We start from the raw sequence: 14,406 nt of genomic DNA on the forward strand, positions 1-14,406 counted from the left end.
GAGGGAATGCGCGCCGATCCCTATTGTGGCGCTGGGGTCGGCGCAGGGTCTGCCGGTGCAGGGTCCGCCGCGCTCGCCGTCTCGGTCGACTTCGCCAGTTCGGGATAGGGCCCGATGACCTGAGCGCCGTTGAGGGGCTTGCTCTGGCCGTTGTGGCAGGTGGTGCAATTCACCTTCGGCACGTCGCCGAGTTCCCCGAGGCGGGCGGTGGGGAAGGTCGAGGTCAGCGGCTCGAGGTAATTGCCGTTGATGTCCCGCACCATGCGGATGCCGTGCCAGGCGGTGGTGCGCTGGGGCGTGCTCTGCGACCAGTTCGAGATCGCCCTTGAGTTGTGGCAGAAGGTGCAATTGACCCCGAGACCCTCCGACATGTGGATCATCAGGCCGTAGGTCTTCTCGGCGTCCTGGATCGGCTTGCCCTTGGTGGTGGGAAGCGCCGTGGTGGCGTTCACCCGGATGGCGTTGTTGTCGATGGTCTTGTCGGCGAGGTACTCGGTCAGCGTGTCGTAGGGCAGCGAGGCGAGGCCCACCGAGGCCTTGGCCAGGTTCTGCCCGTTGTTGCGGGCGATGAAGCCGCCGGGGCGGTTCGGGCCGGGATCGGTGAACCAGACATGGGCCGGCACCGGCTGGCCGCGGTGGCAGGTGAAGCAGGTGACGCCGGTGCCGCCCACATGGTTGTCCTTCCAGCTTTCGTTGATGTGCTGGGTCATCTGCAGCATCCGGCGGGCGACCTTCTTCTGGTAGAGGCTGTCGTCGGCCATGTTCTCGGTGTTGTGGCAGTAGGTGCAGCCCTGTTCGGGGCTGACCCATTCGGTCATCGAGACCATCAGGCGGTTGAACTCGTTGACGCTGACGTTCTTGAGGACCTGGACGTTCTCGTAGGTGGCGCCGGCGAGTTCCTCGCCGGGCTCGGCCGGGTCGGCCGGCGCCGGCGCGACATTGGCCGCCTTCGTCTCGGCCGCCCCGGCGCGGGTATGGATCTGGTCCATCGCCGTGCCGCGAAAGCCGCTCTGCTGAACCGCCAGGGGCGGCCGGTCCCAGTCGGTCAGACCGAACATCGCGATGGTGAGGAAGAAGGCGATCGAGCCAGCGAGGACAGTGAAAAACGTCTTCATGGGACCGCCCCCGGCATGCTCAAGGGATCGACGACCGGCGCATAGACTTGCGGATAGGACGGGGCGACGCCGTGCTTGACCGCCCAGAGATACCAATTGTCGACCACCGTGCCGGTGAGCAGGATGCCGATGCCGCCGGTGAGGGTGGTCAGCACCGCGAACCACCAGGCCCAGCGGTGGACCGATTCCATGGTGGCGTTGAAGCCCATGGTCCAGCGCCAGAACAGGGCGGCGCGCTCGGTGGCGGTGCCGCGATCGACGATCTGGTCGATCTCGCGCTCGCCGCCGAAGCGGCTCACCGCCAGGATGGTGGCGCCATGCATCGCGAAGAGCAGCGTCGACCCGTAGAGGAAGACGATCGAGAGCATGTGGAACGGGTTGTAGAAGAGGTTGCCGTAGCGGAGCGAGAAGGCGGCGGTCCAGTCGAGATGCGGGAAGATGCCGAAGGGCACCGCCTCGCTCCACGACCCCATCAGGATCGGCCGGATGAAGCCGAGGACCAGGAACAGCCAGATCGCGGAGGCGAAGGCCCAGGGCACGTGGGTGCCGAGCCCGAGCGCCCGGGCACGGCGATAGAGCCGCACCCACCACAGCAGGATCGAGGCGGTGAGGAAGAAGCCGGCGATCAGCCACCATCCGCCCTCCTGCAGCGGCGGCAGGATCTTGAGCCCGTATTGCGGTCGCGGCGGCTCCAGGGCGAGCCAGGGCAACTGGCGCACGAACTGGACCGGGTCCCAGTTCACCGAGGCCCACATGTTGAGGCCGACGATCTCGAAGGCGATGAGGAAGCACACGCCCGAGAGGGCGCCGAGATAGCCGATATAGATCGGGCCGACCTGGGCGTTGCCGAACAGGCCGAACAGGTAGCTGTGGAACGGCGTGCCCCAGCGCCGGTCGACATCGACGGGAACGCCGAGTTCCGGAATGGTGGAGCGGACTTGGACCTCGGTGAAGATGTTTTGATAGTAGGCCATGGTCGTCGTGCCCCGCTCAGCAGGTTTCGCAGGATTGGTCACCGGTTTCGCGTCGTGAACTCTGCGGCGCTCGTCAGCGCCAGACCGGGAGATTGAGCCACCAGCCCCACCATTCCGGCCAGCCACGGGTCCAGAACGGGCCGCTGATGATGATGCAGACGGCGCTCCAGAAGCCCGCCGAGAGGGCGAGGAACAGGCCGAGCCGGTGGATGCCCAGCGTGCCGATCGAGTAGCCGATCGTGTCGCGGAAGAAGGTGTCCTCGTGCTCGGGGGTCTTCACCACCTGGCCCTTGCCCGGATTGGTGGCGGAGAGGATCAGGGCGCCGTGCAGGGACAGGGCGAAGGTCGTCGTGAAGAAGAACGACACCGCCAGCATGTGCGCCGGATTGTAGTGGAAGTGCAGGTACTGGTAGCCGGTGTTCGAAACCCAATCGAGATGGGAGAGGATGCCGTAGGGGAAGCCGTGGCCCCAGGCGCCCATCAGGAACGGCCGGATCACCACCAGCGAGACATAGGCGAAGATCGCCACCGAGAAGGCGAAGGGCACGTGGTAGCCGATGCCGAGCTTGCGGCAGATCTCGACCTCGCGCAGGGCCCAGGAGACGAACGACCCGATGGCGCAGAAGGTGATGATCTGCCAGAGGCCACCCTCCTTGAGGGGGGCGAGCGCCAGCCCGTATTTCAGGTCGGGCGGCGCGATGTTGATCTGCCAGATGTTCCAGGTCGGCCCGAGCGCCGCGCCGTAGACGATCAGCGCGGTGCCGAGCACCGAGAAGAACAACGTCGTGACGCCGAAGAACCCGACATAGAACGGCCCGACCCAGAAATCGAACAGGTCTCCACCGAGCAACGTGCCGCCGCGGACGCGATATTTTCGTTCGAAATTCAGCATCGCCATCGCGAATACCTCCCGGCTTCACAGGTCACGATTCTTGATGGATGGGCGCATCCGCTCTTATCGGCAGAGCGCGTCCCTCTCCCCCTTGCGGGGAGAGGTCAGGAGTGGGGGTGGCGCCGCTTGCCTCCGCAGTAGGAGGGTCGCCCGACCACCCCCACCTCCAAATCCTCCCCGCACCCATCTCGGGCTTGCCCGATATGGGCACCTGACATGCGGGTCTCGGGCGAGCCCGAGACCGGAGGGGGAGGAGGGTGATCCCGGCCCGCCCCGTCAGGCGGGCATCGTCGGCAGGACCAGCGTCTGCGCATTGGCGGCGCGCGGGGCCTTGGGGCCTTCCAGCCAGTTGAACCGGTCGGTGCTGAGCAGGATGAAGTGGATCAGCAGCGCCAGGATGAACAGGAAGGTGAAGAGCGCCACCAGCGTGCGGCGCGGATCGAAGAGAAGCCAGACCTTGTGCATGGGTGCGTTCCTCCTCAGGAGATCATCGAGACGAGGCCGTGCGCGGCGCTCGTGACGGTGTCGAGGGCGGCGTAGCCCTTGGGGCCGGGCAGCCACGGGCGCCACATCCAGACGAGGATATGCGCGACCACGGCGATGGCCGTGAAGATGATGAAGCTCGTCAGGAAGATCGCGTGGAACTCCTTGGCTTCGGGTTCGGTCAGCCCGGACAGGCTGCTCGCCTTCTCGATTCCGCTGGACATGATGTGAGCCTCCGCTTTCGTCTGGCCGGGCGTGCTCCACGCGCGGCGGGTGAGGTCGCGGGGGCCGGCAGCGGCGCTCGCGACGGTCGTTCCCCCCTCGTCGGACGGGAGGTCGTTCGGGTTCCGGATCGGACGGGCATCGGCCCGGGGCGATCCGGCCCCGGAAAGCGTCAGCCCATGAAGACGAAGGGGATCGCCGACTCGGCCATGGCCTTGGCCTCGCCGAAGACCGAGCGCCGGGCGATGAGCCCGTGGCCCACCGGAGCCCGGGCCGGGACGAGGCGCTGGAGCGCCGCCGCCGCGAGGAAGAACGGATAGGTCGCCACCAGGAGGAGGCGGAACTGCAGCGCGTGCCGCTGCAGGCGCGTCATCGGACGCGACGGGGCGGGACGCGAAAGGGACTGGCGGGACGGCATGGTCATCGACTGCATGGCGGAAATCTCCTGTCCGCGATCCGCGGCGGTCGGCCTCGCGAGAAGGCCGGTCCTCGACGGAAACGGCGCCGCGCCGCTCCAGCCGGAAAGAGGGTGTGGGGCGGGGGCGCTCATGCCGCCGCTCCGAGGGTGAGGTCCGCATGCGCGCGCTCGACCTCGGCCGGGCCGACGCGGTCCTGGCCGGCATTCCGGGTCGCCCGTTCGGCCGCGTCGCGCAGGCGCTTGGCCACCGAGATCCGCACCAGCACCGGATGGGCCTCGACGAGGTCGTCGAGGAGGGTGCGGGCGGCCTCGTCCCAGGGCAGTTCGCGATGGATCCGCGCCGGCGTCGCCTCGACCCGGTCCATGTCGCGGGCGAGCGGCAGGATGTGGAAGAGCATGTCGAACAGGGCGTTGCAGACCTCCTGGATGAGGTAGGTCGCGCCCGAGAAGCCCATGAACGGCGTGCCGGTATGGCGGCGGATGATGGCGCCCGGAAAAGAGGCCGGCACGAACACCGCCCGCGATCCGCATTCGGCCGCGTACATGCGCTCGTTGAACGAGCCGAACAGGACGAGGGGCGGGTTGGCCTTGATCGCGTCCCGCACCGCCGCGTTGTCGGTCTTGGCGCCGGGCCGGCGCGAGATCGCGAAGGTGCAGGGCAGGCCCATCTCGTCTTCGAGGAAACGCCGCACGCCCCGCGCATAGGTGTCGGAGGCGACGATGCCGAAGCTCGCGGTGCCGAAGAAGTCCTGGGTCACGGAGCGCCACAGGTCCCAGACCGGCTTGATCGTGGTGTGGCGCTCGCGCTCGATGAAGGGCTCCGGATCGAGGCCGAGGATCTCGCCGAGCTTGCGCAGGAACCGGGTGGTGGCGTGAAGCCCGATCGGCGCCTGCAGGTAGGGCCGCTCCAGGGCTTCGCAGAGCAGGCGGCCGAACTCGCGGTAGAGGCAGATATTGGCGTCCGCGTTCACGAGTTTCGGCACGTCGGCGAGATGCGAGCCGAGCGGAAAGGCGAGGTTCACCTCGGCCCCGATCCCCTCCACGAGGCGGCGGATCTCGGCCAGATCCGAGGGCATGTTGAAGGTGCCGTAGGCCGGGCCGATGATGTTGACGCGGGGGCGCTCGCCCTCCTTGCGGGGAGGCCTTGCCGGGATGCCCTTCTTGGCGAATTTCCGGGCGCCGTATTCCTGCCAGAGCCAGGACATCGCCCGGTCGGCGGTCTGCCACTGGTCCTCGTCGATGGTGCGCGGCAGGAAGCGCTGCAGGTTGGTGCCCTCCGGGGTCACGCCGCCGCCGATCATCTCGGCGATGGAGCCGGTGACGACCACGCTCGGCATGCCCGGATCGAGGGTGGCATGGGCCCGCTTCATCGCGGCCTCGGTGCCGTGGCGGCCGAGCTCTTCCTCGGCCAGCCCGGTGACCACGATGGGCAATTCGTGCGGCGGCAGCGCGTCGGTGTAGTGGAGCACCGAGGTGACCGGCAGGTTCTCGCAGCCGACGGGTCCGTCGATGACGACCTGCAAGCCCTTGATGGCGGTGAAGACGTAGACGGCACCCCAGTAGCCGCCGGCCCGGTCGTGATCGAGGACGAGCATCAGGCCATCTCCCCGATCGGGTTATGGGAGGGTTTTCCGCGCGTCGCCGAGGCGACGTTCTGGCGGATTGTCGGCACCTCTTCCCAGATGCCGGCGGCATGGCCCTCGCCGACCCCGTCGAAGAAGTCCCGCATGGCGTCGAACCGGTGCCGGTTGCCGAGCGCCGTGTTGATGACCTTGGCGAGCGACCCGGCGCCGGCGACGCCCATGAGCGGGCGGGCCGAGATCAGGTTGGTGAAGTAGAGGGCGGGGATCGCCCGCTCCTTGGCGGCCTGCACCACCGGCGTGGTGCCGATGGCGAGGTCCGGGCGGAACTCGCGCATGGCGGAGAGGTCGTCCTCCAGCGAGGCGCGGAAGCGCACCATGACGCCGCGTGATTCCAGCCAGTCGCGGTCGGCCTCCGAATAGGGCGTGCGCGGGCAGGCGGTGCCGACGTAGCGCAGGTCCGCGCCGCTCTCGACGAGGAGCCGGCCCACCAGCAGTTCAGACCCCTCGTAGCCCGACAGCGTGATCCGGCCCTTGATCGGCGCGGCGGCGAGCGCCCCCCGGATCATCGGGAGGAGCCGGTTCTTGGCGGCCTCCACAATGGCGCGCGGCACGGCGCAGGCCTCGCCGATCCTGTCGAGCCAATCGGCCGTGCCGTCATGGCCCACGGGGGCGGAGCCGACGATGGGGCGGCCGGCGAGTTCGAATTCGCGGATCGAGGCGGTGTAGAACGGGTGGATCGCCGCCACCGCCGCGCAGTCGAGCGCCGCATAGAGTTCGCGCCATTCGCGGGTCGGCACCACCGGGCCGGCGCTGAGGCCCAGCGGCTCCAGCAGGCCGCCGATCACCACCGGGTCGGCCGGGAACATCTCGCCGAGCAGCGTCACGCTGGGGCGCTCGGAGCGGCCGAGGCGCGGGGCCTGGACCGGACCCTGCTCGGCCTCGGAGCGGGCGAATTTCAGCATCGCCCCGGCGAGCACGTCCTTGGCCTCCGCATGGGTCGGCACGCCGAAGCCCGGCACGTCGATGCCGATGATGCGGACCCCGTCGATCTCCTTCGGCAGGAGCCGCAGCGGAACGCCGGAGGCGGTGGGGACGCAGAGGTTGATGACGACGATTGCGTCGTAATCGGCGGGTCTCGCCGTCTCGAACACCGCCTCGCGGATATCCTCGAACAGCTTGCCGGTGACCAGGGTCTCGGAATTGAACGGTACGTATCCGACGCTGCGCTTGGCCCCGTAGAAATGCGACGTGAAGGTGAGCCCGTAGACGCAGCAGGCCGAGCCCGACAGGATCGTCGCCGTGCGGCGCATGCGCAGGCCGACGCGCAAGGAGCCGAAGGCCGGGCACATGCTCTGGGGCTGGTCGTGCGGCCCCTGCGGGTAGTCTTTTCTAAGTTGCGCCAGCGTCTCCGACATTCCGGCGGCTTCGGCGGCCGCCCGCATCGCGTCCTTGCCGGAATGGCAGCCGAGCCCGTCGGACTGGGTGGCGGCGAGGTTCACCGCCTCCGCGGGCAGTGCGGCGGGAGCCAGGGTCGAGGCGGGGCGCTCTTGACGCGCACGTAGATCAGAGATGTCGAGGGAGACGGCCATGCGCGTCAGACCTCGTCGTAGACGACTTCGAGGGACGGCTTCACGACCTGAACCGTGCCGCACATATCCTCGAAGGTGGCGGGGACCAGGGTGACGCCCCGGCCCACGGCCTCGCCCTTGAACAGGCCGAGCAGCCCGTCCTGGGAGAGCGGCGTCGGGTGGTTGGCCGCGGCGTCGTGGACGTTCTGGGCCAGATCCGCGAAGAGCGAGCCCCATCGGCTCTCGGGCCGGCCGATGATCTCGTAATTCGCGCTCTTCTTGCGGATGTCGTCATCGGCCGGGATCGAGGCCAGGACCGGGATACCCACGGCGGCGGCGAAGGCCTGGGCCTCGCCGGTGCCGTCGTCCTTGTTGATGACGAGGCCGCCCACACCCACGTTGCCGCCGAGCTTGCGGAAGTATTCCACCGCCGAGCAGACGTTGTTGGCGACATACAACGATTGAAGATCGTTCGAGCCGACGACGATGACCTTCTGGCACATGTCGCGGGCGATCGGCAGGCCGAAGCCGCCGCAGACCACGTCGCCGAGGAAGTCGAGCAGGACGTAGTCAAAGCCCCATTCGTGGAAGCCGAGCTTCTCCAGCAGTTCGAAACCGTGGATAATGCCGCGTCCGCCGCAGCCGCGCCCGACTTCCGGCCCGCCGAGCTCCATGGCGTAGACGCCGTCGCGCTTGAAGCAGACATCGCCGATGGCGACCTGCTCGCCGGCGAGCTTCTTCTTCGTCGAGGTCTCGATGATGGTCGGGCAGGCGCGGCCGCCGAACAGGAGCGAGGTGGTGTCGCTCTTCGGGTCGCAGCCGATGAGCAGGACCTTCTTGCCCTGCTGGGCCATCATGTAGCTGAGATTGGCCAGCGTGAACGACTTGCCGATGCCGCCCTTGCCGTAGATCGCGATGATCTGCGTCTCCTTGGTGGCGGAGACGGGGGCCGCATCCGGCTCGATGGCGGCTTCGGCGCGCAGGAGTGCGGCTCCGTTCAGCTGCATGTTCATGAAGCGGCTCTCCAATCGAGGATCATCTTCAGGCATTCGGGCTCGCCGAACGCCGTGCGATAGGCGGACGGCGCGTGCGCCGCCGGTTCACGATGGGTGATCAGGCCGTCGAGGGAGAGACGCCCCCTCTCGATCAGGGTCAGGACCGCGGCGAGATCGTCCGGCCGCCACTGGGCGGCGACGCGGATGCGGGCCTCGCGCAGGAAGGCGGGCGGGAAGGCGAAGGAGAGCGGCGCCTCGTAGAAACCGGCGAGCACGATCTCGCCGCCGGGCCTGAGCCGCCCGATCAGCGTGTCGAGGATCGCGGCGTCGCCGCTGACATCGGTGATGGAGCCGTAATCGCGGGTCTCGTCCGAATCCGGATGCAGGACCTCGTAGCCCTGCGCGCCCGTGGCCCGCACCGCGTTCGTTTCCCACACCACAGGCTCGCCGCCGGCGATCCGTGTCAGGCGGGCGAGAAGCCGCCCGAGCACCCCGTGGCCGACGATGAGCGAGCGGCCTTCGGGACGCGCGTGGAGTGCATGGTAGGCGGTGGCCGCGAGGGCGATCAGGATGCCGTGCTCGCGCAGATCCGCATCGATGGGAACGAGGCGCGCGCCGTCGCTCACCAAGCGCGAGGCCGCGCCGCCGAACAGGCCGCGCACCGGGCCGAAGCAGCGGGCGCCGGGCACGAAGACCCGCTGCCCGACGGCGAGGCCGGAGGCGGGGCCGGCTTCCACCACCTCGCCCACCGATTCGTAGCCGGGGACCAGCGGATAGCCCATGCCCGGGAAGGGTGGCATCCGGCCCGTCCAGAGCAGGCGCTCGGTGCCGGTGCTGATGCCGCTCCACAGGGTCTCGACCACCGCGTCGGCCGGGCCCGGAGCATCGAGGGCGAGTTCGGCGAGCGACAGCTGTTCGGGGCGTTCGAAGAGGACGGCGAGCGCGTGCATCGTGGTCGACCCTCCCCTGTCTTTTGCCTCGACCCGATGGAGACGGGTTCGGCCCTTGTTCGATGTGTCATCCTAGATTGACACTTTTATTCGTCAAGTCTTACTTACGATGCGGCGTGTCAATTCGTCTGGACACCAGCAGGCGGGTCAGGAGCGGGCGCCGTGTCGGGATCTCGCGGCACTCGCGAAATCCGGCCTCCTGGAGGAGCGCGGTCAGCTCGGCGGGGCGGCGGCAGCGGCCGCTTCCCATCGCCAGCAGGTAGAAGCCGAAATAGGCGTCGGTGACCGGCTCGGCCCCCGCCGTCCCGGCCATCGGCTCGGCGATCAGGAGCGTGCCGCCATCGCCGAGCGCGTCGTAGGCGGCGCGCAGGAGCAGGCGGACGGTGTCGTCGTCATGGTCGTGGACGACCCGGACGAGGGAGATGGCATCGGCACCCTTCGGCAGGGGCGCGGTGCGGAAATTGCCGCCGCAGGCCTCGGCGCGGTGGGACAGGCCCTCGGCCGCGAAACGCTCCGTGGCGCGGGCGGCCACCGCCGGCAGGTCGAACAGCCGGACGGCGAGATCGGGCGTCGCCCGCATGACCGCGCGGAGGAAGGCCCCCTCGCCGCCCCCCACATCCATCAGCAGGCGGTGCCGGTGCATCGGATAGGCATCGAGGATGTCCTCGGCGATGAGGGATTGGGAGGCGGCCATGAGGGCCGAGTAGTCCGCCACCGACTCGGCCGGGAACGCCGTGTCGCCGGCCGCGCCCGCATAGGGCCAGTAGGCGGCGAGGCGGCTCGTGCCCCCCTCCCCGCGCAGGAGCGCCACCGGGTCGCGCAGATCCTCGTAGAGGAGCGCATGGTGCTCGATCATCGCGGCGATGGACGGATTGCCGATCAGCGCCGCGCCGAGATCGGCCAGGGCGAAGCGCCCGTCGGGCAGGCGCCGCAGCAGGTCGAGCGAGGCGGCGGCGTCCAGCAGGCGCAGCGCCCGTTCCGGCCTCAGGCAGGTCCGCTCGGCCAGGGCCTCGAGCCCGAGCGGGCCGGGGGCGAGGATGGCGAACAGGTCGAGCCTGATGCAGGCGAACAGGGTCTGCGAATAGACGAAGCCGGCGCAGAGATCGAACAACGCGCGGGTGTTCCGCCGCGCGATTCCCCGCGTGAGGGGGAAGGCGGCGGCCCAGCGCTGGAAGGCCGGATTGGCGATGGTGCGGTTGCGGAAGGCGAGCCAGCGCTCGCGCCAAGGCAGGGCGCGCTGTCGCCCTCCCCCCACGGATCTCGGGCTTGCCCGAGATCCGTCTCTGACTGACCAAGTCGGGCAGGCCCGACTTGGTGTGGGGGAGGGTGGTCGCGGAGCGACCAGGAGAGGGGGCGACCTTTCCGGAGACGGCGCTCCCCTCTCCCGACCCTCGCTGACGCGAGGGCCACCCTCCCCCGCAAAGGGGGGAGGATTCGCGGCTGGCCTTTCACGCGATGCGTTATCAGTGAACGACACGGGTCTGCCCCGCTCACGCCAATTCCCGCGCCAGGCTCGCCGGCAGGAACAGGCGCGTCTGCGCCTCGATCTCGGCGCGGAGTTGATCGGCGCCGGGGCAGGCCGGGATCACCTCCACGGCTTCCCGCACGAGGCGCTTGAGCCGCGAGAGCGCCCCGGCCATGCCGAGCAGGGCGGCGGCGTTGGGCCGGCCCAACGTGGCGTCGCGGCCCACCGGCTTGCCGACCTCTTCCTGGCGGCAGGCGACATCGCGCAGGTCGTCGGCGACCTGATAGGCCTCGCCGAGGCATTCCCCCAGCAGCCGCCACGGCAGCGCCTGCGCGCCCGCCGCCGCCGCGCCGGTGACGGTGGCCGCCGCGAACAGCGCGCCGGTCTTGGCCTGCTGGTACTCGGTGAGCCCCACATGGCGCTCCGATTCCCAGGCCTGCCCGGCGGCGATGCCATTGGGCGAACCGGCCGCGCGGGCGACGAGGCCGACGAGGGCGGCGAGCCGGGCCGGCGAGCGCGCCGCGCCCCGCGCCAGGGTCTCGAAAGCGGAGACGATGAGCGCATCCCCGGTCAGCACCGCCAGGGGCTCGCCGAAGGCGGCATGGACCGAGGGTTTCTGCCGCCGCATCGGCGCATCGTCGAAACAGGGCAGGTCGTCATGGACCAGGGAGGCGCAGTGGAGGAGTTCGATCGCCGCCGCCGCCGCGTCGGAGGCCGCCGGATCGTCGTCGCCGCAGGCTTTCGCCACCGAAAGGCAGAGGCGCGGGCGGATGCGGTGGCCGCCGGGAAAGACCGCGTAGCGGATGGCTTCCGCCAGGAGCGGCGGCGCGCCGGGCGCCTCCGCATGGGCGACGGCAGCGTCGAGAGCCTGCTCGATCCGACGGTTGGCATCCATGGCGCCACTCCCTGGTGTCTTTTCGTATTGCCATTGCAAAGTGTCAGATATTATTGACACTCGTCAAGGCAGAAACAGGTGACACAATGGCGGCGCAGCGGGTTGCGGTGATCGGAGCGGGAATCGGCGGGCTGGTGGCGGCCCTGCGTCTCGCTCATGCGGGGCTCGACGTCACCGTGCTGGAGCGCGCGGCCGCGCCCGGTGGCAAGATGCGCAGCGTCGCGGCGGACGGGGCGCGGGTGGAGGCCGGCCCCACCGTCTTCACCATGCGCTGGGTCTTCGAGGAGATCTTTTCGGAATGCGGCGCCGACCTGTCGGATCGCGTGAGGCTGAGCCCGGCCTCCATCCTCGCCCGTCATGCCTGGGGGGCGGACCAGCGCCTCGATCTGTTCGCCGATCCCGAGGAATCGGCGGCGGCGATCCGGGCCTTTGCCGGCCCCCGCGAGGAGGACGGCTACCGCCGCTTTCGCGCCCGCGCGGCGGAGGTCTACGGCACGCTGGAGGGGCCGTTCATCCGGGGCGAGCGGCCGAGCCCGGTCGATCTCGGCCGCCGCGTCGGCCTGTCGGGCCTCGGCGGGTTGCTGCGGATCCAGCCCTTCACCACCCTGTGGGGGGCGCTCGGCGAGTACTTTCGCGATCCCCGCCTGCGCCAGCTGTTCGGGCGCTATGCCACCTATTGCGGCTCCTCCCCCTTCGAGGCCCCGGCGACGCTGATGCTGGTGGCGCATGTGGAGAGCCAGGGCGTCTGGCACGTGGAGGGCGGTCTCAGCCGCCTCGCCGCCATCATCGCCGAATTGGCGCAGGAGAACGGCGCCCGTATCCGCTATCGCGCCGAGGTGGCCGCCATCGCGGAGGAGAACGGGCGCGGCATCGTCGGTGTCGACCTCGCCGATGGCGAGCGGATCGCGGCCGATCTCGTGGTGGCCAATGCCGATGCGGCGGCGCTCGGCGCGGGCCTGTTCGGCGTGCGCGCGGCGCGGGCGGTGGAGGCGGTGCCGCCGAAAGCCCGCTCCCTCTCGGCGGTGACGCTCTGCGCCAGGGCCCGGATTTCGGGCTTCCCGCTGGTGCGGCACAACGTGTTCTTCTCGGGCGATTACGCGAACGAATTCGCGGAGCTCCGCGCCGGCCGGCTCCCCGACGATCCCACGATCTATGTCTGCGCGCAGGACCGCGCCGACGACGATTCGGCCCTCGACCGACCCGAGCGCCTGCTCTGCCTCGTCAACGCCCCGGCTCTCGGCCGGGAACGCCCCCTCGCTCCCACGGAGATCGCCACATGCGAGACCAATCTGCGTCGCAAGCTGACGGAATGCGGGCTGACGATCGAGGCGACGCCCGCGACGGCGACCACCGATCCGGCGGGGTTCGAGCGGCTGTTTCCGGCGACGGGGGGCGCCCTCTACGGCCGGGCCTCGCACGGCTGGATGGCCTCGTTCAAGCGTCCGGGCGCCAGGACGGCGCTGCCGGGGCTGTATCTCGCGGGGGGCAGCGTCCATCCGGGGCCGGGGGTGCCGATGGCGGCGCAATCGGGGCGGATCGCGGCGGACAGCCTGCTGGCCGATCTCGCCCAGACGGGCCGCGCTTCGACACGCCGGTGGCCCAAGGCGGTTACGTCTGGTGGTATGTCGACGCCCTGAGCGAGGATGGGCGCCAGGGGCTCACGATCATCGCCTTCATCGGCAGCGTGTTCTCGCCCTATTACGCCCTGGACCTCAGCCGCGACCCGTTCAACCACTGCACCCTGAACGTCGTGCTCTACGGCGAGCGCGCCAACCGCTTCTGCATGACCGAGCGCGGCCGGGATGCCCTGAGCCGGGACGCGTCGCAGATCCGGATCGGCCCGAGCGGTCTCGCCTGGGACGGCACCACCCTCACCCTCACCCTCGACGAGGTGACGGCGCCGATCCCCTCGCGGGTGCGCGGCACGATCCGCCTGCGCCCCAACGGCTTCACGCGGGACACCTTCACCCTCGACGCGGAGGGCCGGCACCGCTGGTGGCCGATGGCGCCCTCCTCCCCCGTGGAGGTGACCCTCGACGCCCCGAGCCTGTCCTGGCGCGGCACCGCCTATTTCGACACCAATCACGGCGACACCGCCTTGGGCCAGGATTTTCGCGACTGGACCTGGTGCCGGGCCGACCTCAAGGACGGGTCGGCGATCCTCTACGACGTGCGCCGCCGCGACGGCAGCCTCCAGAACCTCTCTCTGCGCTTTGCCGCCGACGGCACCCGCCGCGACATCCGCCCGCCGCTCCCCGCCGCTTTGCCGCCGACGCGGTTCTGGCGCATGCCCCGCGCCACGCGGAGCGACGACGGGGCCTCCACGGTGGTCCGCACCTTCGAGGACACGCCGTTCTACGCCCGCTCGCTCCTCGCCTCGACCCTCGACGGCGAGCCCGTGCGCCCGGTCCACGAAAGCCTGTCCCTCACCCGCTTCGCCAACCCGCTGGTGCAGTTCATGCTGCCGTTCCGGATGCCGCGCCGGGCCGGGTGATGGGGGCTGTGACGCTTCTGCGTCGGGGTGGCCTCAAAATGCGAAACTCACTCTTCAGCGGGATCGATTTTCGAACCTACGGAATGCAAATGTTCGCTTCGAAACCGCGAGGGTAGCCATGAAACAGAAAGATCGAGTTGAGTGATGTCCGCATTGCTCATTGCGGCAAACCCATCTCTTGATGGCTCGTGGTGAAAATCTGACGCTTGGTACCCGCCCCGAAACGTCTGTATCGGGCGGGAAGCAGAGATGAGCTCATTGCCCGTAAGCGGACATTCAGCTCTGCACCCACGTTGGCTTTTTATCTGGTTCGACAGCCATTTCCGGAGCCGACGTTCTCCTTCGTAGCCAT

Annotated in this window: 14 protein-coding genes; 2 read left to right on the forward strand and 12 right to left on the reverse strand. The window is 69.4% G+C overall.

The window, feature by feature from the left end; all coding sequences use genetic code 11:
* Window positions 1-20: 20 nt before the first annotated feature.
* From pufC to AC0IXR_RS09065, 12 genes are all read right to left on the reverse strand, one after another.
* Window positions 21-1,115 (reverse strand): photosynthetic reaction center cytochrome PufC, encoded by a 1,095-nt coding sequence (gene pufC / locus AC0IXR_RS09010; RefSeq protein ID WP_471760459.1) that lies wholly within the window; start codon window positions 1,113-1,115, stop codon window positions 21-23.
* Complete coding sequence (pufM, locus tag AC0IXR_RS09015) at window positions 1,112-2,089, reverse strand: photosynthetic reaction center subunit M (RefSeq protein WP_056425355.1); 978 nt, start codon at window positions 2,087-2,089, stop codon at window positions 1,112-1,114. The genes pufC and pufM overlap by 4 nt, the downstream gene beginning before the upstream one ends.
* 73 nt (window positions 2,090-2,162) lie before the next feature.
* Window positions 2,163-2,987 carry a photosynthetic reaction center subunit L gene (gene pufL / locus AC0IXR_RS09020; RefSeq protein WP_471760460.1) on the reverse strand — a complete coding sequence of 275 codons (825 nt, stop codon included), beginning with the start codon at window positions 2,985-2,987 and terminating at the stop codon, window positions 2,163-2,165.
* A gap of 270 nt (window positions 2,988-3,257) precedes the next feature.
* On the reverse strand, window positions 3,258-3,446 hold the full coding sequence (gene pufA, locus AC0IXR_RS09025) for a light-harvesting antenna LH1, alpha subunit (protein WP_018043293.1): 189 nt from the start codon (window positions 3,444-3,446) through the stop codon (window positions 3,258-3,260).
* A gap of 14 nt (window positions 3,447-3,460) precedes the next feature.
* The gene (pufB, locus tag AC0IXR_RS09030) at window positions 3,461-3,688 is read right to left on the reverse strand and encodes a light-harvesting antenna LH1, beta subunit (protein ID WP_018043292.1); all 228 of its coding nucleotides are present in this window, start codon (window positions 3,686-3,688) and stop codon (window positions 3,461-3,463) included.
* Between the two features lie 170 nt (window positions 3,689-3,858).
* The gene (locus AC0IXR_RS09035) at window positions 3,859-4,110 is read right to left on the reverse strand and encodes a hypothetical protein (protein ID WP_405030537.1); all 252 of its coding nucleotides are present in this window, start codon (window positions 4,108-4,110) and stop codon (window positions 3,859-3,861) included.
* Between the two features lie 122 nt (window positions 4,111-4,232).
* On the reverse strand, window positions 4,233-5,699 hold the full coding sequence (gene bchZ, locus AC0IXR_RS09040) for a chlorophyllide a reductase subunit Z (protein ID WP_471760461.1): 1,467 nt from the start codon (window positions 5,697-5,699) through the stop codon (window positions 4,233-4,235).
* On the reverse strand, window positions 5,699-7,276 hold the full coding sequence (gene bchY, locus AC0IXR_RS09045) for a chlorophyllide a reductase subunit Y (protein WP_471760462.1): 1,578 nt from the start codon (window positions 7,274-7,276) through the stop codon (window positions 5,699-5,701). Before bchY ends, bchZ begins: the two co-directional genes overlap by 1 nt.
* A gap of 5 nt (window positions 7,277-7,281) precedes the next feature.
* Window positions 7,282-8,268: a chlorophyllide a reductase iron protein subunit X gene (locus tag AC0IXR_RS09050; protein ID WP_461233800.1), complete on the reverse strand. Its 987-nt coding sequence runs from the start codon at window positions 8,266-8,268 to the stop codon at window positions 7,282-7,284.
* The gene (gene bchC / locus AC0IXR_RS09055) at window positions 8,265-9,200 is read right to left on the reverse strand and encodes a chlorophyll synthesis pathway protein BchC (protein WP_471760463.1); all 936 of its coding nucleotides are present in this window, start codon (window positions 9,198-9,200) and stop codon (window positions 8,265-8,267) included. Before bchC ends, AC0IXR_RS09050 begins: the two co-directional genes overlap by 4 nt.
* A 100-nt stretch (window positions 9,201-9,300) precedes the next feature.
* Entirely contained in the window at window positions 9,301-10,455 is a 1,155-nt protein-coding gene (locus AC0IXR_RS09060; protein WP_471760464.1) for a methyltransferase, read from the reverse strand.
* Between the two features lie 235 nt (window positions 10,456-10,690).
* A complete protein-coding gene (locus AC0IXR_RS09065; protein WP_056425336.1) occupies window positions 10,691-11,560 on the reverse strand; it encodes a polyprenyl synthetase family protein in 870 nt (289 codons plus the stop codon).
* Between the two features lie 86 nt (window positions 11,561-11,646).
* Between AC0IXR_RS09065 and crtD the strand changes: the two genes are divergently transcribed.
* A complete protein-coding gene (gene crtD, locus AC0IXR_RS09070) occupies window positions 11,647-13,197 on the forward strand; it encodes a 1-hydroxycarotenoid 3,4-desaturase CrtD (RefSeq protein ID WP_471760465.1) in 1,551 nt (516 codons plus the stop codon).
* Window positions 13,155-14,054, forward strand: coding sequence for a carotenoid 1,2-hydratase (locus AC0IXR_RS09075; RefSeq protein ID WP_471760466.1), 900 nt, complete (start codon window positions 13,155-13,157; stop codon window positions 14,052-14,054). The genes crtD and AC0IXR_RS09075 overlap by 43 nt, the downstream gene beginning before the upstream one ends.
* Window positions 14,055-14,406 lie beyond the last annotated feature (352 nt).

This window comes from Methylobacterium sp. AC832 (genome assembly GCF_979256025.1).

Bases quoted from the DNA above. Each gene is read 5' to 3' on its own strand.
- pufC (WP_471760459.1), bottom strand. From the start codon at position 1,115: ATGAAGACGTTTTTCACTGTCCTCGCTGGCTCGATCGCCTTCTTCCTC.
- pufM (WP_056425355.1), bottom strand. From the start codon at position 2,089: ATGGCCTACTATCAAAACATCTTCACCGAGGTCCAAGTCCGCTCCACC.
- pufL (WP_471760460.1), bottom strand. From the start codon at position 2,987: ATGGCGATGCTGAATTTCGAACGAAAATATCGCGTCCGCGGCGGCACG.
- pufA (WP_018043293.1), bottom strand. From the start codon at position 3,446: ATGCACAAGGTCTGGCTTCTCTTCGATCCGCGCCGCACGCTGGTGGCG.
- pufB (WP_018043292.1), bottom strand. From the start codon at position 3,688: ATGTCCAGCGGAATCGAGAAGGCGAGCAGCCTGTCCGGGCTGACCGAA.
- AC0IXR_RS09035 (WP_405030537.1), bottom strand. From the start codon at position 4,110: ATGACCATGCCGTCCCGCCAGTCCCTTTCGCGTCCCGCCCCGTCGCGT.
- bchZ (WP_471760461.1), bottom strand. From the start codon at position 5,699: ATGCTCGTCCTCGATCACGACCGGGCCGGCGGCTACTGGGGTGCCGTC.
- bchY (WP_471760462.1), bottom strand. From the start codon at position 7,276: ATGGCCGTCTCCCTCGACATCTCTGATCTACGTGCGCGTCAAGAGCGC.
- AC0IXR_RS09050 (WP_461233800.1), bottom strand. From the start codon at position 8,268: ATGAACATGCAGCTGAACGGAGCCGCACTCCTGCGCGCCGAAGCCGCC.
- bchC (WP_471760463.1), bottom strand. From the start codon at position 9,200: ATGCACGCGCTCGCCGTCCTCTTCGAACGCCCCGAACAGCTGTCGCTC.
- AC0IXR_RS09065 (WP_056425336.1), bottom strand. From the start codon at position 11,560: ATGGATGCCAACCGTCGGATCGAGCAGGCTCTCGACGCTGCCGTCGCC.
- crtD (WP_471760465.1), top strand. From the start codon at position 11,647: ATGGCGGCGCAGCGGGTTGCGGTGATCGGAGCGGGAATCGGCGGGCTG.